Origin of the sequence: Kribbella sp. VKM Ac-2566, from assembly GCF_004366005.1 — a bacterium.
Classification (GTDB): Bacteria; Actinomycetota; Actinomycetes; order Propionibacteriales; family Kribbellaceae; genus Kribbella; species Kribbella pratensis.
This window is the reverse complement of record NZ_SODT01000008.1, coordinates 867,263-893,311: the sequence shown is the minus strand read 5'-3', so window position 1 is coordinate 893,311 and position 26,049 is coordinate 867,263. Positions and strand designations below refer to the sequence as shown.

The window sequence follows — 26,049 nt, the reverse complement described above, 5'->3', positions numbered from 1 at the left end:
GCGTTCCGGGTGGCACGTCCGACGGGCTGAGCCTCGGTCTCCATGAGCCGAATGTCATCGGGTGAGCACGTTCCGCCACCACAGAACCACGGCGATCCCGGGAAGAAATCCTCGGCGTACCGACCGACGGGTAGGGGTCGGTTCGGCGACCCAGAGGCGAGCGCGGCCGGCGGTGCATCGGGGTGGACCTGGCCGACCACTACCCGTCGGTCCGTACGATGGGGGCGTGCCGTCGACATTGCCTGAGGGGGAGATTGCGCCTCGGGACGGGGCGTTGCCGGATGCTGCTGTGCGGGAGGCTGCCGGGCGGCCGTTGGGGTTCTACCTGCATGTCCCGTTCTGCGCGTCGCGGTGCGGGTACTGCGACTTCAACACCTACACCGCCAAGGAGTTGGGCGGTGGCGGCTCACAGGCGACGTACGCCGGGACCGCGGTCGACGAGGTCCGGATGGCGCGGCGGGTCCTCGGCGAACTGGACCGTCCGGTCGACACGGTGTTCTTCGGGGGCGGTACGCCGACCCTGCTGCCGGCCGCCGATCTGGGGAAGATGCTCGCCGCGGTGCGGGACGAGTTCGGGCTCGCGCCCGGCGCGGAGGTGACGACCGAGGCGAATCCGGAGTCGGTGGACCCCGCGTACCTCGAGGCGCTGCTGGAGGCAGGGTTCACCCGGGTGAGTTTCGGGATGCAGAGCGCGTCCTCGCACGTACTGCGGATCCTCGACCGGCAGCACACGCCGGGCCGCGCGTTGCAGGCAGTGAAGGAGGCGACCGCGGCCGGGTTCGAGCACGTGAACCTGGACCTCATCTACGGGACGCCGGGGGAGTCGCTCGACGACTGGCGGGCGTCGCTGGAGTCGGCGTTGTCGGCGCAGCCGGATCACGTCAGCGCGTACGCGTTGATCATCGAGGACGGCACGCAGCTCGCGCGGCGGATCCGGCGTGGTGAGCTGCCGATGCCGGACGACGACGACCTGGCCGACAAGTACGTGCTGGCCGACGAGATGCTGTCCGCCCAGGGGCTGCGGTGGTACGAGGTGTCCAACTGGGCCCGCAGTACGGCGGCCCGCTGCCGCCACAACGAGCTGTACTGGCGCGGCGACACCTGGTGGGGAATCGGGCCGGGCGCGCACAGCCATGTCGGCGGGGTGCGCTGGTGGAACGTCAAGCACCCGAGCGCGTACGCCGAGCGCATCAACGCCGGCGAGAGCCCGGCGCACGCGCGGGAGACCCTCGACGAGGAGACCCGGCGCGTCGAGCGGGTGCTGCTCGAGGTGCGGCTGTCCGCGGGGCTGCCGCTCGACGTTCTGGACGAGGCTGGGCGAGCCGCGGTCGATCAGGTGGTCGCCGACGGTCTCGCGGTGATCGCCGCTGGGGGCACTGGGGGCACTGAGGGCGCGGCGGTCGAGCCAGGCGCCGGGGATGGCGACCGGCTCGTGCTGACCGATCCCGGGCGGTTGCTGGCGGATGCGGTGGTCCGGGACCTGCTCCCGTGAAGTGATCAGAACTGATCACAGTCAGCTGTTGACGACTGTTATGAGCAGGCGGCAGGCTTGGTGGTAAGCGTTTACTACCGTTCGAGGAGTCGCGATGCCGCCCTTCATCCGTCGTCGACTGTTGCTTCAGGCCGGCCTTGCCGCCGGTGCGCTCAGCACGCTCGGGTTGCCCACCCGCGCGTTCGCGGAGGACGAGTACGACGTACTCCGCGCACGCTGGGCCGAGCTCAACACCGGCGGGGCGATCGACGCAGCCGATCCGGCGTACACCGATGCGCTCGCCAACCTGAGTACGCAGGCCCAGCAGTACGCCGACACGATGATCACGTCGGCGGACCGGACGGCCCTCTGGCCGGATCTGCCGCTCAGTTCGACGAGCGGGAACTTCTCGATCAGCTACACGCGCCTGAAGACGATCGCGCTCGCCCGCGCGACCACGGGCACTACCCAGACCGAGACCGGCGAGCTGTTGAGTGGCGCGCTCGACTTCCTCAACGCGAACGCCTACAACGAGACGCTCAAAGAGACCGGGAACTGGTGGTTCTGGGAGATCGGCGCGCCGCGGGCACTGCTCGACACCTGCGTTCTCGCGTACGACGTCCTGTCCGCTGAGCAGCTCACGAAGTTCCTGACGGCCGTCGACCGGTTCGTCCCGGACCCGAACCGGCGGACCAACTCGCCCACGCTCCGGGAGACCGGCGCCAACCGGGTCGACAAGGCGCTGATCGTCGCGCTCCGCGGCATCGTCGGAAAGTCGACCGTCAAATTGTCGACAGCACGCGATGCCCTGAGCGATGTCGCCGAAGCCGGCAAGAACAGCGTCTTCACCTACGTCACGAGCGGCGACGGCTTCTACCGCGACGGCTCGTTCGTCCAGCACGGCAACCTCGCGTACGTCGGGACGTACGGGAACGTGGCGCTCGGCGGGGTCGCGAACCTGATCGCCCTGCTCGGCGGCTCCACCTGGGAGATCGCCGACCCGCACCGCGCCGTACTCCTGGACGCGGTCGAGGCAAGCTTCGCGCCGTTCATCGTCGACGGTCTGATGATGGACTGCGTCTCCGGCCGCGCGATCTCCCGTGAGCGGGCCGGTGACCATCGCAACGGCCACGGCACCACATCGACCGTTCTCCTCCTCGCGAGCGGCGTCGCGGAACCGTACGCCTCGCGCTACAAGGCACTCGCCAAGGGCTGGATCACCCGCGACCGCCTCGGCGACTACCTCCCGGGCGCGTCGATCCCGGAGATCTCCCGCGCCAAGGCGCTGCTCGCCGACACCGGTGTCGTCCCGGCGCCGGCCGTCACGCGGCACTTCCAGTTCTACAACCAGGACCGCGTCGTGCACCGCCGCCCGGGCTGGACGTTCGCGATCGCGATGTCGTCGAAGCGGATGGCCCGCTACGAGTGGGGCAACGGCGAGAACCTCCGCGGCTGGTACGTCGGCGACGGCATGACGTACCTGTACAACCGCGACCAGTCCCAGTTCAACGACGCGTACTGGCCGACGGTCGATGCGCAACGGACGCCTGGTACGACGGTCAGCACGCAACCCCGTCAACCGGGCGGCTCGGGGAGCGGCACCGGGACTGTCGCGGCGTACGCCGATTGGGTCGGTGGGGCGTCGTACAAGAATGTCGCCGGCGCGGTCGGTATGCACCTGATCAACCACGACAGGACCTTGCAGGCAAGGAAGTCCTGGTTCTGTCTGAGTGACTCGATCGTGGCCCTTGGCGCCGGGATCACCGGTACCGACGGCTACCCGGTGGAGACGATTGTCGACAATCGGAATCTCCACGAGAACGGGACGGCCGCACTGCTGCTCGACGGCAGCGCAGCAACGGACGGGTCGTACGACGACCCGCAGTGGGCGCATCTGGAAGGCGTCGCCGGGTACGTGTTCCCCAGTGGCGGGCGCCTCAGGATCCAGCGCGAGGACCGAACCGGATCGTGGTCCGAGATCAACATCGGCAACGACACGGCGGGCTCGACGACGCCGTACACCCGCCGCTACGCCAAGCTCGTCCTGGAACACGGGACCGAGACCGGGGACTACGCGTACGTCGTGTTGCCCAACGCAACCAGCCGGCAGACGGCCGAGCGTGCGGCTGATCCGGGGATGACCGTCCTTGTCAACAATCCGAATGTCCAAGCGGTGCGATCCCACCGCGAGAACCTGGTCATGGCGAACTTCTGGACGGCCGGTGCCGTATCCGAGGTGGCCGGCGGGCCGCGAGTGGTGGCCAGTGACGGGCCTGCGTCCGTGGTGATCGGCAGCGAAGGCCGGACGACGACGGTCGCCGTGTCCGACCCGAGCCGGACCGCGCAAACCGTCCGGCTGACGATCGACCGTCAGGTCGGCGACGTGATCGCCAAGGATCCGGCGGTCACGGTCGTTGCCACCGGCAAGCAGCTGGTGCTGGACATCGCTGTCGGTGGTACGAAGGGCGCCACCCACACCGTGTCCTTCAACTGAGTGTCCTTCAACTGAGTTTCCGCAAGCAACCGGGGCCGGCAAGCCGTGCCGGCCGGGTCGCCGGGTGCTGGCAAGTTCAACCAGGAGGTTGTTCGATGATGCCGCACGCCCGCCCGCAACCGTTCACGGGGCAGCTCACCAGGCGACGTGTTCTTCAAGTAGCCGGAGCCGGCCTGGCTCTCGCCGCCGTACCAGCGGTGGCGAGAGCAGAGACCAGCTACACCTTCACCATCCCCGCGTTGCCGTCGGCGCGCACGACCGAGCTCGACCGAACGCAGAACTCCCTCAGCGCCAGCGAACTCCGCTCGACCGGCTTCTACCTTCCTGCCGCCACCGCGCTCAACGTGGTCGTTCACGTCGGGAGCCTGGCGCCGACGCTCGTGATCGGCGCGCCCGACGCCGACGCGCGCAAGGAGTTCAAGTCGCCCCGTGAGTACCCGCTCCAGGTCGGCCGCAACACCGTCACCGACGCCGGCGGTGGCGTCGTCTACCTCAAGCTGATCGGCAACACCGGCCAGGCGAAGGTCACCATCGGCGAGGAGGCGCAGCCGATGCCGTACTTCGTCCTCGGCCGCACCGGTGAGGCCGAGTTCCAGCGCCAACTCGATTGGCGCACCACGCCGTACATCGAACTTCTGAGCCCGCACGCGATGATCACCGTCGAGCGTGCTTCTGCTCTGACGTATCGGACCGAGAACCACACCGACCTGCTGTCCACCTACGAGGACATCATCGGGATCGAGGACGCCACCAGCGGGTACGACGGATCCGCGCCGCAGCACGCCCGGCTGGCGCACCGCTACCACTTCGTCGGGTACCCGTCCGCGATCACCGGTGTCGGGGCGTACGCGACCCACGGCCACATGTCGTTCCCGCCGCCGATCCAGGACCGGATGCTGACGGTGGCGGGTCTGCGGACGCGCGGCTGGGGCATCTACCACGAGCTCGGCCACCAGCATCAGCAGATCACCTACAAGCCGAGTTCGCTGACCGAGGTGACGGTCAACATCTACTCGCTCGCGGTGAACGCGGTCTTCGCCACGAAGTACGGCCAGCAGCCACGGCTGCACGCACCGGACGCGAAGACCGGGCTCACGCCGTGGCAGAGCGCTCCGGGCAAGCTGCGGACGCCGGAGGTGAACTACGGCACGACGTTCGACCCGTACGAGAAGCTGGTGATGTTCGAGCAGCTCCGGCTGGCGTTCGGTGACAGCTTCTGGCCGAACCTGCACAAGCTCGTCCGGGTGGAGCGCCCGTACGCGAGCGACTACACCGACGAGGTCCTGCGGCTGCGCAACCTCGTCGTCCTCTCCAGCCGGACCGCCGGCCACGACCTGAGCGACTTCTTCCGCGCCTGGGGCGTCCCCGTCGACGCCGAGGCGACCGCCCAGATCACCGCACTGCATCTGACCCCGCCGCCTCTCGACCCGTCAACAATCCGACAGTAGACAAAAGGACGAAGGCACCCACCGGGTCGAGGTGGGTGCCTTCGTCGTACCGGGGAAGCTCCGTCCTAGGCGAGCTCGGAGTTCAATCCTTCAGGAAGAGTTCGATCACGCAGCTGTCTACCTCGGGGGCGCGGTTCGGCAGCTTGAGCGTCAGCGTGTTGTCGGGAAGCCCGGTCAGGTACGTGTGCCCGGGCGCGGACGGATCGACATCCACCCGCTTGACCTCGGACGCGTCGTGCAGGAACTGCGCGTAGTCGACCCGATCGCCCAACCCCGGTAGGTGCAGGTGACCCATCGGCCACGCGAACACATGCAGGTAGAGCCGCCGGCCGTTCTGCGTGTAGCGGCAGTCCGCCGGCGGCACGTACGTACTCGGTCCGCAGCCGCGGATCGAGCGCTCGTGCAGCCGCATCCAGGAACCGATCCCGGACAGTACGTCGAGGGCGCGCGGCTCCCAGGCACCGCGGCCGTTCGGGCCGACGTTGAGCAGCATGTTGCCGCCCTTCGAGACCGCGTCGACCAGCATGCGGATCAGCAACGCCGGCGACTTCCAGTCGTGGTTGTCGCGGTGGTAACCCCAGCTGCCGTTGAGGGTGTGGCACGCCTCCCACGGCACCTGCGTACCGTTGCCAGCGGCAACCTCGTTCCCGGGCGGCTGGACCTGCTCCGGCGTGGTGAAGTCACCGGAACCGAGCCCGAGCCGGTTGTTCACCAGGATCCCCGGCTGCAGCTCGCGGACCATCGCCAGCAGTTCCGCGGACCGCCACTCGTCCGGACCCTTGGCGTTGAACCCACGGTCGGCGTACGAGAAGTCGAACCACATCACGTCGATCTTGCCGTACCCCGTGAGCAGTTCACGGACCTGTCCGTGCAGGTAATCGGCGTACTTCGAGACGTCACGGTCCGCCGTACGGTCGATGAAGTCCACGTCCTTGCGCTGCGGGTGGTACAGGTCGACCGGGAACTCCGGGTGATGCCAGTCGAGCAACGAGTGGTACAGCCCGATCTTGAACCCACGCTCCCGGAACGCGTCGATCATCGGCGCGAGCAGGTCCTCGCCCCACGGCGTGTTCGGCGCCGAGTAGTCCGTGAGCTTGGAGTCCCACAGGCAGAACCCGTCGTGGTGCTTCGTAGTGATCACCAGGTAGCGCATGCCCGCGTTCCAGGCGTCGTCCGCCCAGCGGACCGGGTCGTACAGGTCCGGCGAGAAGTGGTCGAAGTACGGCTGGTACTCCGCGTCGGTGAGCTGTTCGTACGACTTCACCCACTCGTGCCGCGCCGCGGCCGCGTAGATGCCCCAGTGCACGAACAGCCCGAACCTTGCCTCGGTCAACCAACTCATCGCGGGCTCGCACCGCCGAGCGCCGACTCGAACTCGCCGCGGATCTTGTCGCCGCCGTCCTTGGCCCACTTCTTCAGCGCGGCGTCGAACGCGCTGATCGGCTTCCGTCCGGCGATCACGTCGTTGCGGACATCGGTCAGCGCCTGCCCGATGTCGCCGCCGGACTTGTCGTTGGTCGGGGAGATCAGCGACGCGGTCGGATCCTTGACGACCATGCCGATCAGCTTGGTCAGATCCTCGTGGGCGCGCTCGACGTACGTCGGGAACTGCGCGTTGTAGAGCGCCTGCGGCGGCGCGGTGATGTACTTCCACGGCACCGTCAGCTCGGCCTCGCCCTTGCTGGTCAGCGTCGGGTTGCCCTTCGCGTCGCGGGTGAAGTCGACGCCCTCGACGCCGTACGTGAGCAGCAGGTTCTCGGTGCTGCCGAACGGCGCCGCGAAGAAGTTCGCCACCGCGAGCAGTTCTTTGGCGCGCGCCTCGTCGGCCTTCTTCATCAGCGTGTAGGCGAACAGGATGTTGTCCGACCAGGTGTTCGCCTTGCCGCCCTTGGGCGCCATCGGGACGAACGCCCGCGGGTCGTTCTTCGGGTCCAGCCGGGACATGTCCTTGACGTAGCCGGAGTACGCCGGGAACCCGTCGTACACCAGCGCGCCCTTGCCGGCCCGGAACGCGTTCTTCCGGGCGGTGCCGTCGATACCGTCGGAGCCCGGCACGGTGACGCCGGTCTTGACCAGTTGGACGGCGAACTCGAGCGCCGCCTTGTACTCCGGCGTCTCGAAGCTGCGGACCAGTTTGCCGCCGTCCTCCTTCCAGCCGTTCGGTACGCCGAACATCTGCTGGACCATCGTGAAGAACGTGTTGCCCTTCGAGTTCACGATCGCCCACTGGCCCTGCTGTGGTTTGGTCAGCTCCTTGCACGCGGCCAGGAAGTCCTCGGCGGTGGCCGGGTACTCGATGCCGGCGGCATCGAAGAGTCGCTTGTTGTAGAAGCCTGCGCCGCCCGTGATGCTGCGCGGGATCGGCAGCCCGTAGATCTTGTCCTGGACCACGCACGCCTGCCAGATCACCTGCGGGATGTTGGCAAGGTTCGGGTAGTCCTTGACCTTGTCACCGGACAGGTACGGCGTGAGGTCCGTGCACTTTGCCGACAAAAAGGCCGGTAGATTGTTGACAAGGCTGGAGTCCGACAACAGGACCAGGTCCGGCAGCTCGTTGGCGGCCAGCACGGTCTGGAACTTCGTGGCCCAGTCGCTGTCCGGAACGATGGTCAGATCGAGCGTGCCGCCGAGCTTCTGCTCGACCGCCTGCCAGGCCGCGTTCTTGTCCTTGGCCGGCGGCAGCGGGTCGAAGATGTCGGTCATCACGCTGACCTTGCCGCCCGACAGCGGCGGCGTCTTCACGGTGGTGACGAGGTCCTTCGGATAGGTCAGGTAGCCGGGCGGTACGCCGTCCGCGGTGCCGGCCAGATCCGGCTTGGGTCCCTCGAAGGCGACGTACGTCGGGAGTGTCACGGTGGACGCCCGCGCGGGGCCGGCCGTCGTACTGCCGCTGCTGCAGGCAACCAGCGTCGGTACGCCGGTGGCGCTCATCACGGCGACACCTACGGCGCTGCGCAGGAAGCTCCGGCGACTGAGAGATGGGGTGGTCACGGTCTTTCTCCTAACCCTTGATGGCGCCGGTGAGTACGCCCTTGGTGAAGTAGCGCTGCAGGAACGGGTAGACGCAGAGGATGGGCACGAGCGCGACGACGACGACCGCCATCTGCACGGCCTGGATCGACGCCACAGCCTCGCCGGGCGACTCGGTGCCGCCGCCGACCGGTTGGCCCTGCAGGACGTAGAGGCGCAGGACGAGCGGCAACGGCCACTTGCCGGTGTCGCTGAGGTAGAGCAGTGCGTTGAAGAACGCGTTCCAGTGGCCGACGGCGTAGAACAGCGCGACGACCGCGAGAACCGCCTTCGACAGCGGCAGCACGATCCGGAGCAGGATCGCGAGGTCACCGGCACCGTCGATCCGCGCGCTGTCGAGCAGCTCGGCCGGGATGTTCTGGAAGAAGTTGCGCAGTACCAGGAAGTTGAAGGCACTGACCAGGCCGGGGACGATCAGCGACGCGTACAAGTCGTAGAGCCCGAGCGCCTTGATCAGCAGGAAGTTCGGGATGATGCCGGCCCCGAACAACATTGTGAACAATACTGCTGTCAACACGAACCGCCCGCCGACGATCGGCCGGCTGAGCCCGTAGGCGAGCGCGATCGTGACGACCAGGTTCAGCGCCGTACCGATGATCGTGATGCCCGCGCTGACCAGCAGCGCATGACTCACCACGCCACCGGCGAAGATCGTCTTGTACGCCGCCAGCGTCGGCTCGCTCGGGAACAACGCGATGATGCCGCCGCGCCTCGTGATCTCGGACTCGCCGGCCAGGCTGGTCGCGACGATGTTGACGAACGGATAGAGCACCAGCAGGCAGACGATCGCGATCACCACGCCCTTGATCGCCAGCCCGGCCTTGGTCGGGGCCTCCATCCAGGGCGGCCGCTGCGAGGTCTTCATCGGGAGTAGATCCCTTCGTGGCCGAAGCGGTGGGCGAGTTTGTTGGCGCCGAGGATCAGGACCAGGCCGATGACGCCCTTGACCAGGCCGACGGCGGCGGCCGGACCCCACTGGCCGTCGAGGACGCCGTGGAAGTAGACGTAGGTGTCGAGTACTTCGGCCGCGTCGGCGCCGACGGCGTCGCGCTGCAGCAGGATCTGCTCGAAGCCGACCGAGAGAATGCTGCCCAGGTTGAGGATCAGCAGCAGCAACGTGACCGGCACGATGCCCGGCAGCGTCACGTGCCACAGGCGCCGCCACCGGTCCGCTCCGTCGATCGCGGCGGCCTCGTAGTGCTCGGTGTCGATGTTCAGCAGCGCGGCGAGGTAGATGATCGTGCCCCAGCCGGCGTCCTTCCAGACCAGCTGCAGCGTCACCAGCCAGGGGAAGAAGCCGGAACTGGTCATCAGGTCGACCCGCGGCAGGCCGAGCTCGCCGAGTAGCTGGGGGAGCAGGCCGGTGCCGCCGATGAGCTGCTGGCTGATCGAGATCAGGATCACCCAGCCGATGAAGTGCGGCAGGTACACGACGCTCTGCACGAACCGCTTGATCTTCGGGCTGATGATGCTGTTCAGCAGCAGGGCGAGGCCGATCGGTGCGGGGAAGAACAGGACCAGTTGCAGTACGGCGAACTTCAGCGTGTTCAGCAGTGCGCGGTAGAAGTCCGGCTCCGCGAAAACGGCGAAGTTGCCCAGGCCGACCCACGGGCTGTCCTTGAAGCCGAGGTACGGCTGGTAGTCCTGGAAGACGATCACGTTCCCCAGCAGCGGCACGTAGTGGAACACCACGAAGAACAGGAAGCCGGGGAGAACCAGGAGCAGCATCACCCGGTCGCGGCGCAGCCTGGCACGCAGGCTCGGTCCGCCTTGCGCCCGGCGTGCTGCCCGGCGCGCGGCGCGGTCCCCGGCGTCCGGCGCGCGGCCGGCGGATCGGCTGACGCGATGCATGTGGCGCCTCCTGATAGTAAGCGTTTGCTGTCCCGGGTGGCAGTAACGATGAAACGTTCACCGCCTTGCTGTCAAGCGGTCGGGGAAGATTGTCTTGACCTTCACTGCGATCCGCACCTACGGTTTTCAGTAACCGTTTACTAGGAGTGATCCGTGCCGAATCCTGAACCCGACCGGGGCAGCAGTCCGCGGTTGCGCACGCTCGTGGCGATGCCCGCGGACACCTGGTCGGAGGTCCTCACCCCAACGGCCCGCGACCGCCTGTCCGCCGTCGCCGAGGTACTCGGCCTCCGCGCCGGCACTGCAGGAGGTGCTGCAGGAGGTGCTGAAGGACGTGCTGAAGGAGGTGCTGATGGGGGTGCCAGCCGCGGGGGTGCTGACGGTGGCGGTGGTGATGGTGATGGTGGCGCCCGCGACGATGCAGCTGGCGGTGATGCGGGCGGCGATGCAGGCGGTGGTTCCGACGGTGGTGCCGGCGGTGGTTCCGACGGTGGTTCCGACGGTGGTGCCGGCGGTGGTGCCGGCGGTGGTGCCGGCGGTGGTTCCGACGGTGGTTCCGACGGTGGTGCGGGCGGTGGTGCAGGTGGTGGTGCAGGTGGTGGTGCAGGTGGTGGTGCGGGGGGTGGTGCAGGTGGTGGTGCGGGTGGTGGTGCCTTTGGCGGGGTCGGCGGCGGGGTGCGGGGCGGGGTGCCGCGGTTGGTGACTTCGTTCGCGGACGTGGCGGACGAGTTGGCTGACGCCGAGGTGCTGCTGACCGGGTGGGGGTGCCCGCGGATCACTGCAGAGGTGCTCGACGCGGCGCCGAAGTTGCGGGCGATCGTGCACGCGGCGGGGACGATCAAGACGTTTGTCGATCCGGTCGTCTTCGAGCGCGGCGTGGAGGTTTCGTCGGCGGCCGCGGCGAACGCGGTCCCGGTCGCCGAGTTCACGCTCGCGGCGATCGTGCTGGCCGGGAAGCGGGCGTTCCGGCACCGCGACTGGTTCCGGACCTCCGGGGTGAAGCGTCCGTTGCCAGGGGCGCCGATTCTCGGCACGCTCGGTACGACGGTCGGCGTGCTCGGAGCGTCGCGGATCGGACGATTGGTGCTGGAACGACTGCGCGGACTCGATGTCGACGTACTGGTGAACGATCCGTATCTGAGCCCGGCTGAAGCTGCGGAGTTCGGGGCGCGGTGGTGTGAGTTGCCGGAGCTGTTCGCGGCGAGCGACATCGTGAGCGTCCACGCCCCGTTGCTGCCGGAGACCGAGGGGCTGGTGTCGGCGGAGTTGCTGGCGGCGATGCCGGACGGCGGGGTGCTGATCAACACCGCGCGGGGCGGGCTGGTCGATCATGTCGCGCTCGAGCGTGAGTGCGTTTCCGGGCGCCTGGACGCGATCCTCGACGTCACGGACCCCGAGCCGTTGCCCCTCGATTCGCCGATGCTTCAACTCCCGAACGTCTTCATCACCCCGCACCTGGCCGGTGCCATGGGCAACGAGTCCACGAGACTCGGCGAGGCCGCCGTAGCCGAGATAGAACGCCTGGCCGCCGGCAAACCCCTCGCCCACGGGATAGCCCGCGACGACCTAGGACGGATCGCATGAATCGACTCGGATCGTTCTCCCGCCGGGCACGACAAGCGAATGTGTGCAGATGGACAGGAGGTGTCAGGCAGTCGGGTAGTGCACCTGAGCGTGATCGTCTCCGCGCGTACAGCGTCTCGCCGGTGCACTACCTGTCCAGCCGCACACCTTCCACGCAATCACCACACCACCTCACCCCACCAACCACGCAACGCTCGACCTGCTCCCCGCTGACGGGTTATGTCTCGGCTGGCCTGCTACAACCTGCCATCGCGTACACAACCCGCCAGCCGCCAGCACCACAGGCACGTATCACTCAAGCGGGGCGGACTTGTCTTCGTGTGATGGCGGGGGGTTGGAACGCGTGAAGTTGCCGGGGTCGGATCGGGTGTTGTCGTCGCGGACCGGGTATACGCGGGAGACCTGGTTGGCGGTTGCCGATCAGTTGTTGGAGTCGTTGGTGCCGTGGTTTTCGGCGAGTGGGGCGCAGGTTCGGTTGCCGGGGCGGGGGAGTTGGTCGGGGGCGGATTGTGACGGGCTGGAAGGGTTTGCGCGGTCGTTTCTGCTGGCTGCGTTCCGGATTGTCGCGGACGGCGGGGACGATCGGCTGGTCGAGCGGTATGCGAGCGGGCTGGTGGCGGGGGCCGCGGGTGAGTGGCCGCGGTTGACGCCGTGTTCGCAGCAGATGGTGGAGGCGGCGGCGGTCGCGGTCGGCCTGCACGAGTCGCGGGCGTGGTTGTGGAACAAACTCGACGTACGCGATCAGCAGGTGGTTGTCGACTGGCTGAGCGGGTTCGTCGGCTCACGGACGTGGGACAACAACTGGAGGTTGTTCCAGGTCGTCGGAGAGCAGTTCCTCGCATCGGTCGGAGCGCCGTACTCGCAGGACGACATCGACGCGGGCCTCGACCGGATCGAGGACTGGTACGTGGGCGACGGTTGGTACTCGGATGGTCCGGGGCAGAACTTCGACCACTACATCGGCTGGGCGATGCACCTGTACCCGGGCCTGTGGACGCGGATGGCGGGACCGTCCGCGGACGGCCGCCTGGCCATCTACCGCGAACGCCTGCACCGCTTCCTCGAGGACGCCGTACACCTCACCGGCTCCGACGGCGCACCGATCCACTTCGGTCGTTCACTCTGCTATCGCATGGCCACTGCGGCGCCGTACTGGATGGGCGCGCTCCTTGATGCGACCCCGCTGACGCCTGGTCAGACCCGCCGCCTGTGCTCCGGCACCTTGCGCCACTTCGTCGACCACGGCGTCCCCGACGAGCGGGGACTGCTGTCGCTCGGTTGGCATCACCACTTCCTCCCGACCACGCAGCCGTACTCCGGACCCGCGTCGCCGTACTGGGCCTCCAAGGGATTCCTCGGCCTCCTGCTACCGGCCGACCACGACGTCTGGACCGCCCGCGAGTCCGCCCTGCCCCTCGACGAACGCGACCAGGTACGGGCGTTGCCGGCGCCAGGGTTCCTCGTGCAGGCAACCAAACTCGACGGCATCGTCCGCCTCCTCAACCACGGCAGCGACCACGGAGCCGAGGGCGACGCCCACTACGACCGCCTCGCCTACTCGAGCCGGACCGGCCCCGAACTCACCGGCGAACACCTCGACAACCACATCACCCTCAACGGCGGCCACCGGACGCAGATCCACCGCATCGGAGTGGCAGAAGCATCGGCCGCCTCGTGGTGGCAAGCAGGTGCCGCGCGGATCGAGGTGGCCAGCGTCGTGCACGGTCGGATCGAGGTGCGGTGTGTGCTCGTCAACGGACCGGCCGGCGTGGTCCGGCACGGCGGCTATGCGGTAGCGGGCACCGACCTGCCCGAGGTCGACGTGGACGCAACGTGGGCACAGGCGACGCGGATCGACAGGCTGACGTCAGTGGTGGTTGGGTTGCATGGGTACGAGGGTGCCGCCGTACGACGTGGGCTCGACGCGAACCCGTTCGGTCCGCATTCGGCGACGCCGTACCTGGAGGCTCAGCACGACGGGAAAGATCCGCTGGTGCTGGTGTCCGCGGTGGTACTGTCCGGCGACACGGTCTGGCCGCGGCAACTGGCCGAGAGTATCGACGTGACGGTGCACGGGCTGCACGTCACGGTCCGGTTCGCCGACGGTACGACGGCCGACGTACAGCTGGGTGAGGAGGTGGGTGATGGCGGCGGAACCGCCCCGGTCGAGGGCGCGCCGGCGTGACCCCGAGTCCGCCCGGACCATCCGGGACGTGGCCGCCCGCGCGGGTGTCTCCACCGCGACCGTCTCCCGTGTTGTCAACGGCAACTATCCGGTCGCGGCCTCGACCCGGGTCGCGGTCGAACGCGCGATGCGGGACCTCGGGTACGTCGCGAACGCGCACGCCCGCGCCCTCGCCGGGTCCACCACCCGTGTGGTCGGCATCGTGGTCAGCGAGATCGTCGATCCGTTCTTCGCCTATATCGCCCGCGGCGTCCAGTCCGAGGCGCTCGCCTCCGGCCGCCTCTGCCTGGTCTGCTCGACCCAGGGCGGCGAGTCCGCCGAGCTGCGGTTCGTCGACCTCCTGCTCGAACAGCGCGCGGACGCCGTGATCCTGGTCGGCGGCGCCGTCGAGGACAAGGAGTACTTCGCCGCGGTCGGGCAACGCGCCCGTCAGTTGGCGAAGAACGGTTCGAGCCTGGTCCTCTGCGGCCGGCCGGGGCTGGAGGACGGCGTACCGGCCTACGCCGTCGAGTACGACAACACCGGCGGCGCGGCGGCGATCACCGATCATCTGCTGAGCGCCGGCCACACCAAGATCCTGTATCTGGGCGGGCCGACGACCCTGTCCACGACGACCGCCCGCCTCCGCGGTTTCCGGCAGGCGTTCGCCGCGCGCAAGCTCGAACACGACCCGAACCTGGTCCGGACCGGCGCGTTCGGCCGGCAGTGGGGGTACCAGCAGACGCTCCGGGCCCTCGACGACGGGCTCGACTTCACCGCGATCTTCGCCGCCAACGACATCGTCGCCGCGGGCGTGTACGCCGCCCTGCGCGAGCGCGGCCTGCGGATCCCGGACGACATGTCGGTGGCCGGGTACGACGACGTACCGGTGGCGACCGAGCTGCAGCCGGCATTGACGACTGTCCGGGTGCCGCTGGAGGAGCTCGGGCGGGCCGCCGTACGGGCCGGGCTCGCGGGGCAGGAGCCGAGCGCGGATCCGTTCGCCCATCAGCAGCCGATGACCACGCTCGGCACCGTCGTCGTGGTCCGCGACTCCGTCGGACCGCCGCGGTCGTCTTGATCACTCACAGCGAACTCCCAGCCTCGGGGGCACTGGGTGATCGCGGAGATTCGCAGCGTGACCAGCGATGACACTATGTCCGGACCTGTCCGGCCTCGTGTCTCAGGGTGACTATGCGATGCTTGACATATCCACTGCGGACGCTTGAGACTCAGCTCACTTTCGCGATCCGAGAGCGCTCTCAACCCCCGTCCGAGTTTCAGGGAGCTTCGCATGCGGCCCAGTGCCCGCTATCGCCCCGTAGCCGGCGTCCTGGCCTGCGCCGCGATCTTGACCGCCGCTGCCTGCGGTGGCGGTTCCGGCACCCCCGAGTCCGGTGCCGCCGAATCCGACGGGCCGAAGATCGAGCTGACCATCGCCACCTTCAACGAGTTCGGGTACGCCGACCTGTACGCCGAGTACGAGGCCGCGCACCCGAACATCACGATCGTGGAGCGGCACGCCAAGACCGTCGACGACCACGTCAAGAACCTGGACGCGAACCTCGCCCGCGGCACCGGCCTCGCCGACATCGAGGCGATGGAGGTCAGCTGGATCTACAAGTACCTGGCCAAGGACGACAAGTTCGTCGACCTGCGCAAGTACGGCGCAGACGACCTGCGGGACCGCTGGCTGGACTGGAAGGTGGCCGGCGCGACGACGCCGGACGGGAAGATCATCGGCTACGGCACCGACATCGGCCCGGAGGCCATCTGCTACCGCCGGGACCTGTTCGCGAAGGCCGGGCTGCCGACCGACCGGGCCAAGGTGGCCGAGCTGTTCCAGGACTGGCCGTCGTACTTCGCGACCGGGCGGAAGTTCAAGCAACGCGTGCCGGGCTCGGCCTGGTACGACTCCGCGGTGCTGACCTGGGAAGCCATGCGCAACCAGCTGATCGAGGCGTACTACTCGAACCAGGACCGCTTCCTCGGCGCCGAGAACCCGCGGCTGAAGAACACCTGGAACCAGGTGGTGGCCGGAAGCAAGGACGGCCTGTCCGCGCGGCTGCCGGCCTGGAGCGACGCCTGGAACGCGGCGTTCCGCAGCGACAAGTTCGCGACCATGGCCTGTCCGGGCTGGCTGCTCGGCGTGATCCAGGACAACGCGGGTGCCTACGGCAAGGGCAAGTGGGACGTCGCCGACGTGTTCCCCGGCGGCGGTGGCAACTGGGGCGGGTCGTACCTGACCGTGCCGGCGCAGTCGGTGCATCCCGAGGAGGCCGCCAAGCTGGCCGCCTGGCTGACGGCGCCGGAGCAGCAGGTGAAGGTGTTCAAGAAGATCGGCTCGTTCCCGTCCACACTCGACGCGTACAACGACCCGCAGGTGAAGTCGCAGGTCAACGCGTACTTCAACAACGCGCCGGTCGGGCAGATCTTCGTCAACCGGGCCCGGAACGTGATTCTCAAGCAGCACAAGGGTCCCCGCGACGGCGAGATCAACCAGATCTTCAGCGCGGCGCTGTCCCGCGTCGACGACGGCAAGCAGCCGCCGGACGCCGCGTGGAAACAGGCCCTCGCCCAGGCCGAGAAGGTCGCCGACACCCGCGTCGGCAATTAGGTCCTGGCTGCCAACACGCCACGTCCACGGCCGGCGTCCGACGCGCGGTCGGCCGGGGACGTACTACGGTGTGAACGCGGGCCAATCAAGAACTGAGGAGGGCCGATGAACGAGTCTGGTTCTCCGACCTTGGAGCAGGTCGCGGCGCTCGCCGGGGTGTCGCGGGCAACGGTCTCGCGCGTGGTGAACGGGTCGCCGAAGGTGCTGCCGGACACGGTCGCCGCGGTCGAGCAGGCGATCCTGCAGCTCGGCTACGTGCCGAACCGGGCGGCCCGCGCGCTGGTGACGCGGCGGACCGACTCGATCGCGATCGTCGTACCCGAGCCGGACAGCCGGGTGTTCTCCGACCCGTTCTTCGCCGGCATGCTCAGCGGCGTCAGCCGGACGCTCGCGCCGACGTCGTCCCAGCTCGTGCTGCTGATCGAGCCCGCCCCGGAACCGACCGGGGTCGACGACCAGCGGCTGCTGCGATACCTGCGCGGCGGACACGTGGACGGCGCGATCATCATCAGCCACCACGGCCGCGACAACGTGCTGCAGGAGCTGGCGCAGTTGCCGCTGCCGATCGTGTTCAGCGCGCGGCCGCTCGGGGTCGACGTACCGGTGGCGAGTGTGGACGTGGACAACGTCGCCGGCGCCCGGACCGGGGTCGAGCACCTGCTGTCGATCGGCCGCCGCAAGATCGCGACCATCGCCGGGCCGCTCGACATGACCGCCGGCATCGACCGCCTGACCGGCTACCAGGAAGTGATGAAGGAAGCCGGACTGCCCGCGATGATCGCGTACGGCGACTTCACCGCGGACGGTGGCGAGCAGGCGACACTGCGCCTCCTGGACGAGCACCCTGACCTGGACGGCCTGTTCGTGGCGTCCGACCTGATGGCGACCGCAGCTCTTCGCGTCCTGTCCCAGCACGGCCGCCGCGTCCCCGCGGACGTGGCCGTGGTCGGCTTCGACGACTCGGTGCTCGCCACCACGACCACCCCGAAGCTCACCACGGTCCGCCAGCCCGTGGAACAGCTGGGTGCCCGCCTCGCCCAGATCCTCCTGGCGAAGATCGCCGGTGCCGACCTCACCAGCCCCGAGATCTACGACACCGAACTGATCGTCCGCGACAGCGCCTGAGTATCGGGCCGGCTGACTACGGCTCCGGGGCGACGCCTGTCACCTGGCCGTGCTGGTCTGTGGTGTAGCGGCCCGCGCTGAGGTCGACCAGCACGAGTCGGTTGCCGAACGGGTCGGACACCGCCGCGACGCGGCCCACCGGGATGTCGGTGGGGCCGCTGAGCAGCTGACCACCGGCTGCCGTGATCGCGTCGATCGCCTGGTCCACCGATTGCACCAACCAGTTCGGCTCGGGTGGCAAACGTGTCGAGAGCACGATCTCGGTCGCCGACTCCGGGCAGCGGAGGCCGGCTTGGCCGAGGTCGTCGTTGCGCCACAGCAGGTCATGTCCCAGTCCGTCCCGATAGAACTCGAGGCCTGCGTCGAGGTCGGGAACCGCGAGGACGACCGCGTCAACGCTGCGAAGTGGGGCTTGAGCACTCATGGGCGACATCCTCGTTCGAGGCTCGGACATTTTCGGCTAGGGCGGGTCGTTCTCGAACTGGAACTGGACGCGGATGGTGTTGTCGAGGGGAAGTATCAGCGTGGTGTTCGACGCGGACCAGTTCGCCGGCACCAGGAATAGGCGGTTCTCGCCGACTACCAGCAGGCGCAGACCGCGGTAGCGGTAGTTGAACGTCTGCCCAGCGCCCGCACGCAGCGCGGTTTCCTCGATGCCGGGCGAGCGCAGCGCGAGCTTCTCCTTCGTGTCGAGGATGACGACCGGGAAGCGGCTCGGGTGGCGCGCGTCGGACTTGGCGAGGCCGCGGCCGGTGTACTGGGCGATGGTTGCGGTGGCCCAGAACGCGCAGATGACGGTGACGACGGCCAGGAGTGCGATGAGGACCCGTTGCGGACCGACGGACGGGTCGGCCTTGCGGCGCAGATAGGTGAGGTAGGCAAGCGTCGCGGCGGCCAGGCCGATGACGGCGGGCACGATGAGCGCGTAGTACGCGATCCCGCCGATCAACGGATAGGCGAGCAGGCCCGCGACACCGAGGATCAGCATCAGTACGGCGATCCGCGCGGCTCGCCGTACGCCGGTCGGCGTCGGGTGGATCGCGTTGTGGATCAGCAGCGCGGCGACAACCAGCAACGTGATGACGAGCAACGGGACGAGCAGCGGTTGCGGACTGCGCATCACGTAGTCCTGGGTGCTCAGCCCGATCGTGTCGACGTCGATCCCGAAGTACTCGTACTGCGACCGCGCGGCGACGTACCCGAAGTAGAACAGCAGCGCGCTGACCAACGTCACCGGTGTGACGATGCCTGCCGCGAAGCTGATCCACCGCTCCGCCTGCGACCGCTCGTCCGCCATCGCTCAGCCGTCCGACGGCGTCTCAGCGGGCGTCTCGGGGGTCTCGGGCGGAGTCTCGCTCGGTTGCGGGCCGCCGAGTGCGCGCGAGTCGAAGCCGATCTGGCTGACGCCACCGCGCTTGAGTGCTTCGCAGTCTTCCGCGGTTGCGCACGTCGCGTCCGCGGTGATGATCAGGGTGGCGTGGTGTCCTTCGGCGTTCGTCACCTGCCGGACTCCGGCGAAGCAGGCCGGTGTGTCGCCGGAGCGGACCTGGTGCCCGGTGCACTCCGGGCTCTGGCCGCCACAACCGGACTGGTCGATCTCGAAGTACTTGTCGTCCTGGCTCAGAGTGGGTGCGCGGTAAGTCACCGTGGCACCTTGCGGAAGCTCCAGCCCGGTCAGGCTGACGCCGACGCATTGCTTTGCCTGGTCGTCCGGCTGGTTCGCCTCGGCTCCCGGACCGATCGGGAGCGTTGCGATCTCGACCGCCGGCTTGTTCTGCCGCGGCTGCGTCGTCTCGGCGCCCGTCGGCTCCGGGGCCGGCTCGCTCGTGCTGTCGGAGGTCGTGGTCTCGTCCGGTGGCGACGTCCCTCCGCCACCGGACGTGTCGGAGCATCCCGCCGCCAGCAATGCGACTACGGAAACCAGCACAGCCCAGGCGCGCATCACGACCACCCCCACGAACAGAATGACCCTGCGTGCAGAACGCCACAACAGTTTGTTCACTCTCCGCTGCAACATGCGCCGGAACCGTGATATCTCTGGGTGAAAGGGGGGATGCATGACCGACCACGAGATCCGGATTGCGTTGGTGCTGAACGGTGGTGTCAGCCTGGCGGTCTGGATGGGTGGGGTGACGCACGAGCTGGATCTGATCCGGCGCGCGTCCGGTGGCGACGACGCTCCCGGTCCCCAGCCGTACGACGCGGTGCTCGCGGATCGCTGGCGGGAGTTGTGCCGGCGCGGCGAGGAACGGCGCCGGGTAGTGGTCGACGTGATCGCGGGAACGAGCGCGGGCGGTCTGAACGGTTCGCTGCTGGCGACCGCGATCGCGAACGGCTCGACCCTCGACCCCGACGGCGACAACGGTCCGTGGCTGCGGGAGAAGTGGATCGGTCTCGGGTCGCTCGAGGTCGGCAAGCTGGTGCCGTCCGCGGGAGCGAAGTCGAGCTCGGTGCTCGACGGCAAGTACTTCCTGCGGCAGCTCGAGGCCCTGCTCAAGGGCGTCGCCGACGCGGGCGAGAGCAAGGCGGAGGAGCCGGTGACGTTGTTCGTCACCGCCTCCGGGTTGGGTGTGCAGCAGTTCGAGGCGAAGGACGCTGCAGGCCAGGCGTTCGTCGTACCGGATCATCGGTACCTGTACGGCTTCACGAGTGAGGACGCGCCGACGTACGACGGTGCGCAGCGGAAGTTCACCGTCGAAGAGAAGAACGGGTTGAAGGACACCGACCTGCTCGCGCGGGCGGCCCGTGCGTCCGCGTCGTTCCCGGCCGCGTTCGGTCCGGTGCTGGAGACGCCGGAGCTGGCCGCGCAACCGCCGCGGATCCAGCCCGGCCCGGCCGAAACCGGATCCTGGCTCGTCGACGGCGGCGTCCTCGACAACGCCCCGTTCGGCCCGGTGCTCGATGTCGTCGCCCGGCGTCCGGTCAACGGCAAGGCGACCCGCTACGTGCTGTACGTCGTACCGTCGGCGGGGATCGGGCGGGCGTCGACCGCGTTGCCCGGGGCGCAGGAGCCGAGCTGGCGGGTCGCGGCGATGTCCGCGGTGCAGTTCCCGCGCGAGGTGGACTTCCGCTCCGACGTCGAGCAGCTGGAACGCCTGCTGCTGGAGGCGGACGCGTCCTGGTCCGACAGTCAGCGCCTCTTCGACCGTTGCCTGAAGCAACCAGAGGAGCGGGTGCGGCTGAAGGCGGCGGCCGAGGCGCTGCAACCGGCGTACTCGCGGGGACGTGCGGCCGGCGGTGTCTGGGAGGCCGTCACGATCGCCAGTCACGACCAGTCGACCGTGCTGGACGCCGCGACCGCGCTCTCGGAGTCGGAGATCGACGAGATCCTCGCCACCGAGCACCCGTGGGTCCCGGGCCCGGACGGCTCCACGGCAGCCCTCCGGGACGATGCCGACGGCAACCCGAGCTGGTTGTGGGGGACCGGCGCCGCCGAGCGGATCGTCCGGCTGATCCTGCGCTCGCTGCGGACCCGGATCAGGTCCGCCCCGCAGGACGAGCGCGACGACCTGGACAAGCGGCTGACCGCGGCGAGCGACTGCCTGATGAAGGTCCAGGCCGTCCGCGACGCCCTCGACGTACAACTGGCCGCCGCCGATCTCGACCTCCGTCCCGCCGGTGGCGCGGAAGCGGTCGCGGTCGGGCTGAACGACATCTTCGAGCAGTTGCAGATCCAGCGCGCGCTCGGCGACGCGTTCGCGACCCTGATCGCGGTGGTCGGCTGGGAACTCGTCGACACCGCGCTCGAGGTCGAGATCGTTTCGCGCTGTACGTCGGCACGTACGCCGCAGCAGCGCAGCGCCCCGTTCCAGTTCCTTCGTCTCGGCCCGGACATCCCGCTCGAGGTGCTCGACGAGTTGCAGGAAGGGTCGATCGCCAACCAGCTGAACGACCGCATTCTGTACGGCAGCCAGGTGGGCCACTTCGGCGCGTTCGGTGCGGCCGACTGGCGGCGGTGGGACTGGCTGATGGGCCGGTTGCACTGCGTCGCGCACCTCGGCGCGATGCTCGGCGCGGACGCGGACTGGATCCGTGAGACCCAGCGTCAGGTCCTGCAGGCCGAAGGCTGGCAGCTCGACGCGGTCGCCGAGCGGATCGAACGACTGGCCAGGGACTTTCCGGCCGATGCCGGGCTCGGCGCGCTGGTGACGATGCGGGACGAGCTGAACGCCTCACCCGAGGGACGCGCGATCACCAAGGGGATCGCGGACCGGATGGTGGACGTGTCCGGTGGTCTCGGCCCGCAGGTCGGCAGCTGGGTGAAGGCGGCCGCGGGCCGCAAGCATCAGCCCGGTTCGTGGCTGCTGCGCACAGCGCGCTGGTTCACCGAACCGGCGCGCGAGACGGTGTGGGCGCGGATGGTGCGCGGCGTCAAGGTGAGCCCCGCGCAGCGCCCCGTGGTCTTCGAGCCATGGTTGCCAGTGGCAACAGCTGCCGCCGGCGTCGTACTGCTGGTGCTGTCCGGTGTCGTCGACGCCGTACGCATCCCGGCCGCGGTGCTCGCCGGTGCTGTGCTCGCACTCAGCGCGGTGCTCGGCGTGATCACCTGGTACGTACGCCGTACCCGCCGCCGGATCCGCGCCTGGATCGAGGCGCGGATGCCCGACATCAGTCCAGGGTCACGAAATCGATGAGTTCCTCGACGCGGCCGAGCAGGGCCGGATCGAGGTCCGCGAAGCTGTTCACCTTCGACAGGATGTGCTTCCAGGCGGCGGCGACGTCGGCCTGATCGGTGGCCGGCCAGCCGAACGCCTGCAGCACACCCTTCTTCCAGTCCTGCCCGTGCGGGATCCGCGGCCACGCCTTGATGCCGACCGACGACGGCTTGACCGCTTCCCAGATGTCGATGAACGGGTGGCCGACCACGTGCACGTACCGGTTCGACACCTGCGCGGCGATCTTCGACTCCTTCGATCCCTCGACCAGGTGGTCGACGAGTACGCCGAGCCGCCGGCCGGGACCGGGCTGGAACCGGTTGACGATCTCGACCAGGTCGTCGACGCCTTCAAGGTACTCGACCACGACGCCCTCGATCCGCAGGTCGTCGCCCCACACCTTCTCGACCAGCTCCGCGTCGTGCCGGCCTTCGACGTAGATCCGGCTGGCCCGCGCGACCTTCGCGCGGACGTTGTCGACGGCCACCGACCCCGACGCGGTCCGGGTCTTCTTCGCCGGACCGGCCTTCTTCGGCGGCTTCAGGCTGACCGGTTTGCCGTCGATCCAGAACCCCGGACCGAGCGGGTACGTACGGATCTTGCCGTGCCGGTCCTCCAGGTCGACGACGCCGTGCTCCCAGCGCACGATCGCCCCGACGAAACCGGAACTCGGCTCCTCGACGACCATTCCCTTCGCGATCTCGACCTCGACCGTCCGCCCGTTCTTGGGCTTACGCCAGTCACCCGCAAGGACATCATTCCCATACCTGTCAGCCACCCGCTCATGTTAGGACCTAATAAGTCGGAGCCGCGTGCGTAGCAGTTGACTGGCGGCTCGGCGCGGTGAGTGTGAGAACGAAGTACGCGATGAAGCCGACCACGAGACCGACGGCCCAGGAGTAGTCGTACAGCGGCTTGAGGAACGGGATCAGGCCGTTCTCGGGGAATGGTCCGGCGCCCGGGTTCGAGTACGCGCCGCCGACGGCGAGCAGTGAGCCGAGCAGGGTGGCGACGACGCCGCGCCAGTTCCAGCCGGCGGCGTACCAGTAGCGGCCGCCGGGCCGGTAGAGGTCGGCGAGGTTCAGGTTCGTCCGGTCGATCACCCAGTAGCCCGCGATCAGCACGCCGGCCACCGACGCGAGCAGACCGCCGTAGAACGACAGCCACACGAAGATGTAGATCGACGGGTCCGAGATCAGCCGCCACGGCTGGATCAGGATGCCGATCACACCGGTCAGCAGGCCCGCGGTCCGGAAGTTCAGCCACCGCGGCAGTGCGTTCGCGAAGTCGTACGACGGACTGACGACGTTGGCCGCGACGTTGCAGGACATCGTCGCGAGGATCGCCATCACCAGGCCGATCGTGACGATCACCGGGTTCTCGAACCGGCGGGTGAGCTCGACCGGGTCCCAGATCGCCGAGCCGTACAGCACGACGGTGCCGGACGTGGTGATGATCGAGACCAGCGCGATGAACGACATCGTGGTCGGCAGGCCGATGATCTGTCCCCAGACCTGCGCCCGCTGGCCCTTCCCGAACCGGGTGAAGTCCGGCATGTTCAGCGACAGCGTGGCCCAGAACGCGATCATGCCCATCAGTGACGGCGCGAAGATCTTCCAGAAGTCGGCGTCCCAGCCGAGTTTCGACGGCTGTTCCAGGATCGGGCCGAAGCCACCGGCCTTGACCAGGATCGCGACCATCAGCACGAGGAACGCGACCGTGACCAGCGGCGCCGCCCAGTTCTCGAACCGGCGCAATCCTTCGATACCGCGGAAGATCAGCACCATCTGCAGCACCCAGAAGAACGCGAAGCTCAGCCACATCGTCCACGGATGCCCGCCGATCGCGGACGCCTCGATCCAGTCCTTGCCGAACAGCTCGCCGACGATCACGTAGATCGCCTGCCCGCCGATCCAGGTCTGGATCCCGAACCAGCCGCAGGCGATGAAGGCCCGCAGCAGCGCCGGGAAGTTCGCGCCGCGGACGCCGTAGAACGCCCGCGCGAAGACCGGGAACGGGATGCCGTACTTCGTTCCCGCGTGACTGTTCAGCAGCAGCGGCACGAGGACGATCAGGTTCCCGAGGGTGATCGTGAAGAACGCCTGCAGCCAGTTCATCCCGATCGCGACCAGGCCGGACGCGAGCAGGTAGCTGGGGATGTTGTGCGCCATCCCCATCCACAGCGCGGCGTAGTTGTACGTCGTCCAGGTGCGCTCGGGCAACCGCGTCGGCGCCAGCTCCGCGTTCGCGTACCGGCTGTCCGCCAGCGCATCAGGATCGGCTAGTTCGACGCGTCCGTCGGGGTGAACCGTTTGCTCCGTCGTGGTCACAAGTGCCACCCCATCCGGTCGGGCGATGTCCGTTCCGAACAAGTTGCGCGACGGGATGACGTCGTGTCAACGGACAATTACCCGAAAGGGGTTATCCCGGGCCGAGGAGCGGGAGACTGGGACGTTGCGGCGTACCGAGAGCCTGGTAGCCGCGGCGGATCGCGTCCTGGAGCTTGTCGACCGGCCACGGCCAGTCCTCGGTGTGCTCGAGCGCCTTGTCGAGAGGGGTACCGGCGTGGTGCAGGGTCGAGATCGTGTTCGCGACCTTGCCGAGCTCGATCGCCTGGTCGGTGGCGAACTCGACGTCGACGACCGCGCCGTGGCCCGGGACGATCTTCGCGTCCGGGGTCATCATGCCGATCGCGCTCTGGATCGTGTCCGGCCATTCGAGCGGGAACGAGTCCTCGCCGTACGACGGCGGCGCCGACTCCTCGATCAGGTCGCCGAGGAAGAACACGTTCACGTCCGGTACGCCGACCACGGTGTCACCGGAGGTGTGCCCGTTGCCGACGTACAGCAGCTCGACGCGACGGTCGCCGAGGTCGATGACCTTCGCGACCGCGTACGTCGTACCGGCGAGCTTCTCCTCGGCGGCGGCGTTCTCGTGCAGGTAGACCGTCGCGTCGGTGAAGACGCTGTTGCCGGCCACGTGGTCGAAGTGCGCGTGGGTGTTGACGACCCATTTGACCGGTGCGTCGGTGAGCTCGCGGATGTGCTCCCGGAGCTGCTCGGCCTCCTCGGTCGTGGCGCGCGTGTCGATCACCAGCGCGCCGTCGGCTCCGACGACCAGGCCGACGTTCAGGTCCCATTCGTCGTACCGGCGGACCCAGGTGCGATCGCCGATCTCGACCCAAGCGCTCATGAGCCCGAGGTTACTTGCCGCGGTTACTTGCTGAGTACGTCGCCCCTGGCCACCTGGTCCTTCGCGAGGCCGCGGAGCAGCAGCCCGACGTTGTCGCCGGCCTTCGCGGTCTGCACGGTCTTGCGGAACATCTCGACGCCGGTCACCTCGACCTGCAGGATCGGCTGCCCGGCCCGGCTGAGCAGCACCTGCTCGCCGACCGTCACCGTCCCCGCCTGCACCCGCCCGGTCACCACGGTGCCGCGGCCGGTGATCGAGAACACATCCTCGACCGTCATCCCGAACGATCCCACCGGCAAGCTGTCCTGCGGCCGCGGCGGCCCCGGAAAACTGTTCGGCTCCGCATGCCCGCGCGCGAGCATTTCCTGCGGATCCATGGGATTCGACCGCTTCCAAAACTTCCAGCCCATCCATCGAG

Annotated in this window: 21 protein-coding genes; 10 read left to right on the top strand and 11 right to left on the bottom strand. The window is 68.4% G+C overall.

Going from position 1 to position 26,049, the window contains the following annotated elements:
- Positions 1-226: 226 nt before the first annotated feature.
- From hemW to EV647_RS07140, 3 genes are all read left to right on the top strand, one after another.
- The gene (gene hemW / locus EV647_RS07150; protein ID WP_134000181.1) at positions 227-1,492 is read left to right on the top strand and encodes a radical SAM family heme chaperone HemW; all 1,266 of its coding nucleotides are present in this window, start codon (positions 227-229) and stop codon (positions 1,490-1,492) included.
- Between the two features lie 94 nt (positions 1,493-1,586).
- Entirely contained in the window at positions 1,587-3,965 is a 2,379-nt protein-coding gene (locus EV647_RS07145) for a polysaccharide lyase 8 family protein (RefSeq protein WP_134000178.1), read from the top strand.
- A 95-nt stretch (positions 3,966-4,060) separates the two neighbouring features.
- Entirely contained in the window at positions 4,061-5,413 is a 1,353-nt protein-coding gene (locus EV647_RS07140; protein WP_134000175.1) for a M60 family metallopeptidase, read from the top strand.
- A gap of 82 nt (positions 5,414-5,495) precedes the next feature.
- Here the strand turns inward: EV647_RS07140 and EV647_RS07135 are convergent, their stop codons facing one another.
- From EV647_RS07135 to EV647_RS07120, 4 genes are read right to left on the bottom strand one after another with little or no spacing between them, the layout of a single operon-like run.
- Entirely contained in the window at positions 5,496-6,755 is a 1,260-nt protein-coding gene (locus tag EV647_RS07135) for an alpha-L-fucosidase (protein WP_134000172.1), read from the bottom strand.
- Entirely contained in the window at positions 6,752-8,404 is a 1,653-nt protein-coding gene (locus EV647_RS07130; protein ID WP_134000169.1) for an extracellular solute-binding protein, read from the bottom strand. The genes EV647_RS07135 and EV647_RS07130 overlap by 4 nt, the downstream gene beginning before the upstream one ends.
- Before the next feature lie 10 nt (positions 8,405-8,414).
- Positions 8,415-9,308 (bottom strand): carbohydrate ABC transporter permease, encoded by an 894-nt coding sequence (locus EV647_RS07125; protein ID WP_202876057.1) that lies wholly within the window; start codon positions 9,306-9,308, stop codon positions 8,415-8,417.
- On the bottom strand, positions 9,305-10,294 hold the full coding sequence (locus tag EV647_RS07120) for a sugar ABC transporter permease (RefSeq protein WP_238177067.1): 990 nt from the start codon (positions 10,292-10,294) through the stop codon (positions 9,305-9,307). Before EV647_RS07120 ends, EV647_RS07125 begins: the two co-directional genes overlap by 4 nt.
- Positions 10,295-10,604: 310 nt before the next feature.
- On the opposite strand from EV647_RS07120, the gene EV647_RS42850 reads away from it, so the two are divergent.
- From EV647_RS42850 to EV647_RS07090, 6 genes are all read left to right on the top strand, one after another.
- Positions 10,605-10,997: a hypothetical protein gene (locus EV647_RS42850; RefSeq protein WP_166680236.1), complete on the top strand. Its 393-nt coding sequence runs from the start codon at positions 10,605-10,607 to the stop codon at positions 10,995-10,997.
- Positions 10,994-11,878, top strand: coding sequence for a hydroxyacid dehydrogenase (locus EV647_RS42845; RefSeq protein WP_238177066.1), 885 nt, complete (start codon positions 10,994-10,996; stop codon positions 11,876-11,878). Before EV647_RS42850 ends, EV647_RS42845 begins: the two co-directional genes overlap by 4 nt.
- 343 nt (positions 11,879-12,221) lie before the next feature.
- Entirely contained in the window at positions 12,222-14,063 is a 1,842-nt protein-coding gene (locus tag EV647_RS07105; RefSeq protein WP_238177065.1) for a DUF2264 domain-containing protein, read from the top strand.
- Positions 14,023-15,123, top strand: a complete 1,101-nt coding sequence (locus EV647_RS07100; protein ID WP_134000160.1) for a LacI family DNA-binding transcriptional regulator — start codon at positions 14,023-14,025, stop codon at positions 15,121-15,123. Before EV647_RS07105 ends, EV647_RS07100 begins: the two co-directional genes overlap by 41 nt.
- A 213-nt stretch (positions 15,124-15,336) precedes the next feature.
- Positions 15,337-16,659, top strand: a complete 1,323-nt coding sequence (locus EV647_RS07095) for an ABC transporter substrate-binding protein (RefSeq protein ID WP_134000157.1) — start codon at positions 15,337-15,339, stop codon at positions 16,657-16,659.
- Positions 16,660-16,764: 105 nt separating this feature from the next.
- Positions 16,765-17,784: a LacI family DNA-binding transcriptional regulator gene (locus tag EV647_RS07090; RefSeq protein ID WP_134000154.1), complete on the top strand. Its 1,020-nt coding sequence runs from the start codon at positions 16,765-16,767 to the stop codon at positions 17,782-17,784.
- A gap of 16 nt (positions 17,785-17,800) precedes the next feature.
- Here the strand turns inward: EV647_RS07090 and EV647_RS07085 are convergent, their stop codons facing one another.
- From EV647_RS07085 to EV647_RS07075, 3 genes are read right to left on the bottom strand one after another with little or no spacing between them, the layout of a single operon-like run.
- Positions 17,801-18,208: a VOC family protein gene (locus EV647_RS07085; protein WP_166680235.1), complete on the bottom strand. Its 408-nt coding sequence runs from the start codon at positions 18,206-18,208 to the stop codon at positions 17,801-17,803.
- 36 nt (positions 18,209-18,244) lie between these two features.
- A complete protein-coding gene (locus EV647_RS07080) occupies positions 18,245-19,081 on the bottom strand; it encodes a hypothetical protein (protein ID WP_134000145.1) in 837 nt (278 codons plus the stop codon).
- A gap of 3 nt (positions 19,082-19,084) precedes the next feature.
- Positions 19,085-19,726 (bottom strand): hypothetical protein, encoded by a 642-nt coding sequence (locus EV647_RS07075; RefSeq protein WP_134000142.1) that lies wholly within the window; start codon positions 19,724-19,726, stop codon positions 19,085-19,087.
- A gap of 115 nt (positions 19,727-19,841) precedes the next feature.
- Between EV647_RS07075 and EV647_RS07070 the strand changes: the two genes are divergently transcribed.
- Positions 19,842-22,418, top strand: coding sequence for a DUF3376 domain-containing protein (locus tag EV647_RS07070; RefSeq protein ID WP_134000139.1), 2,577 nt, complete (start codon positions 19,842-19,844; stop codon positions 22,416-22,418).
- Here the strand turns inward: EV647_RS07070 and EV647_RS07065 are convergent.
- The 4 genes from EV647_RS07065 to EV647_RS07050 all read right to left on the bottom strand — a co-directional run bounded on the left by EV647_RS07065 (position 22,393) and on the right by EV647_RS07050 (position 26,041).
- Positions 22,393-23,217: a DUF3097 domain-containing protein gene (locus EV647_RS07065; protein ID WP_133781197.1), complete on the bottom strand. Its 825-nt coding sequence runs from the start codon at positions 23,215-23,217 to the stop codon at positions 22,393-22,395. The genes EV647_RS07070 and EV647_RS07065 overlap by 26 nt on opposite strands.
- 16 nt (positions 23,218-23,233) lie before the next feature.
- A complete protein-coding gene (locus tag EV647_RS07060; protein ID WP_134000136.1) occupies positions 23,234-24,769 on the bottom strand; it encodes an NCS1 family nucleobase:cation symporter-1 in 1,536 nt (511 codons plus the stop codon).
- Between the two features lie 91 nt (positions 24,770-24,860).
- Positions 24,861-25,631, bottom strand: a complete 771-nt coding sequence (locus EV647_RS07055) for an MBL fold metallo-hydrolase (protein WP_134000132.1) — start codon at positions 25,629-25,631, stop codon at positions 24,861-24,863.
- A gap of 23 nt (positions 25,632-25,654) precedes the next feature.
- Complete coding sequence (locus tag EV647_RS07050) at positions 25,655-26,041, bottom strand: EF-Tu/IF-2/RF-3 family GTPase (RefSeq protein ID WP_134000129.1); 387 nt, start codon at positions 26,039-26,041, stop codon at positions 25,655-25,657.
- Between the last annotated feature and the right edge of the window lie 8 nt (positions 26,042-26,049).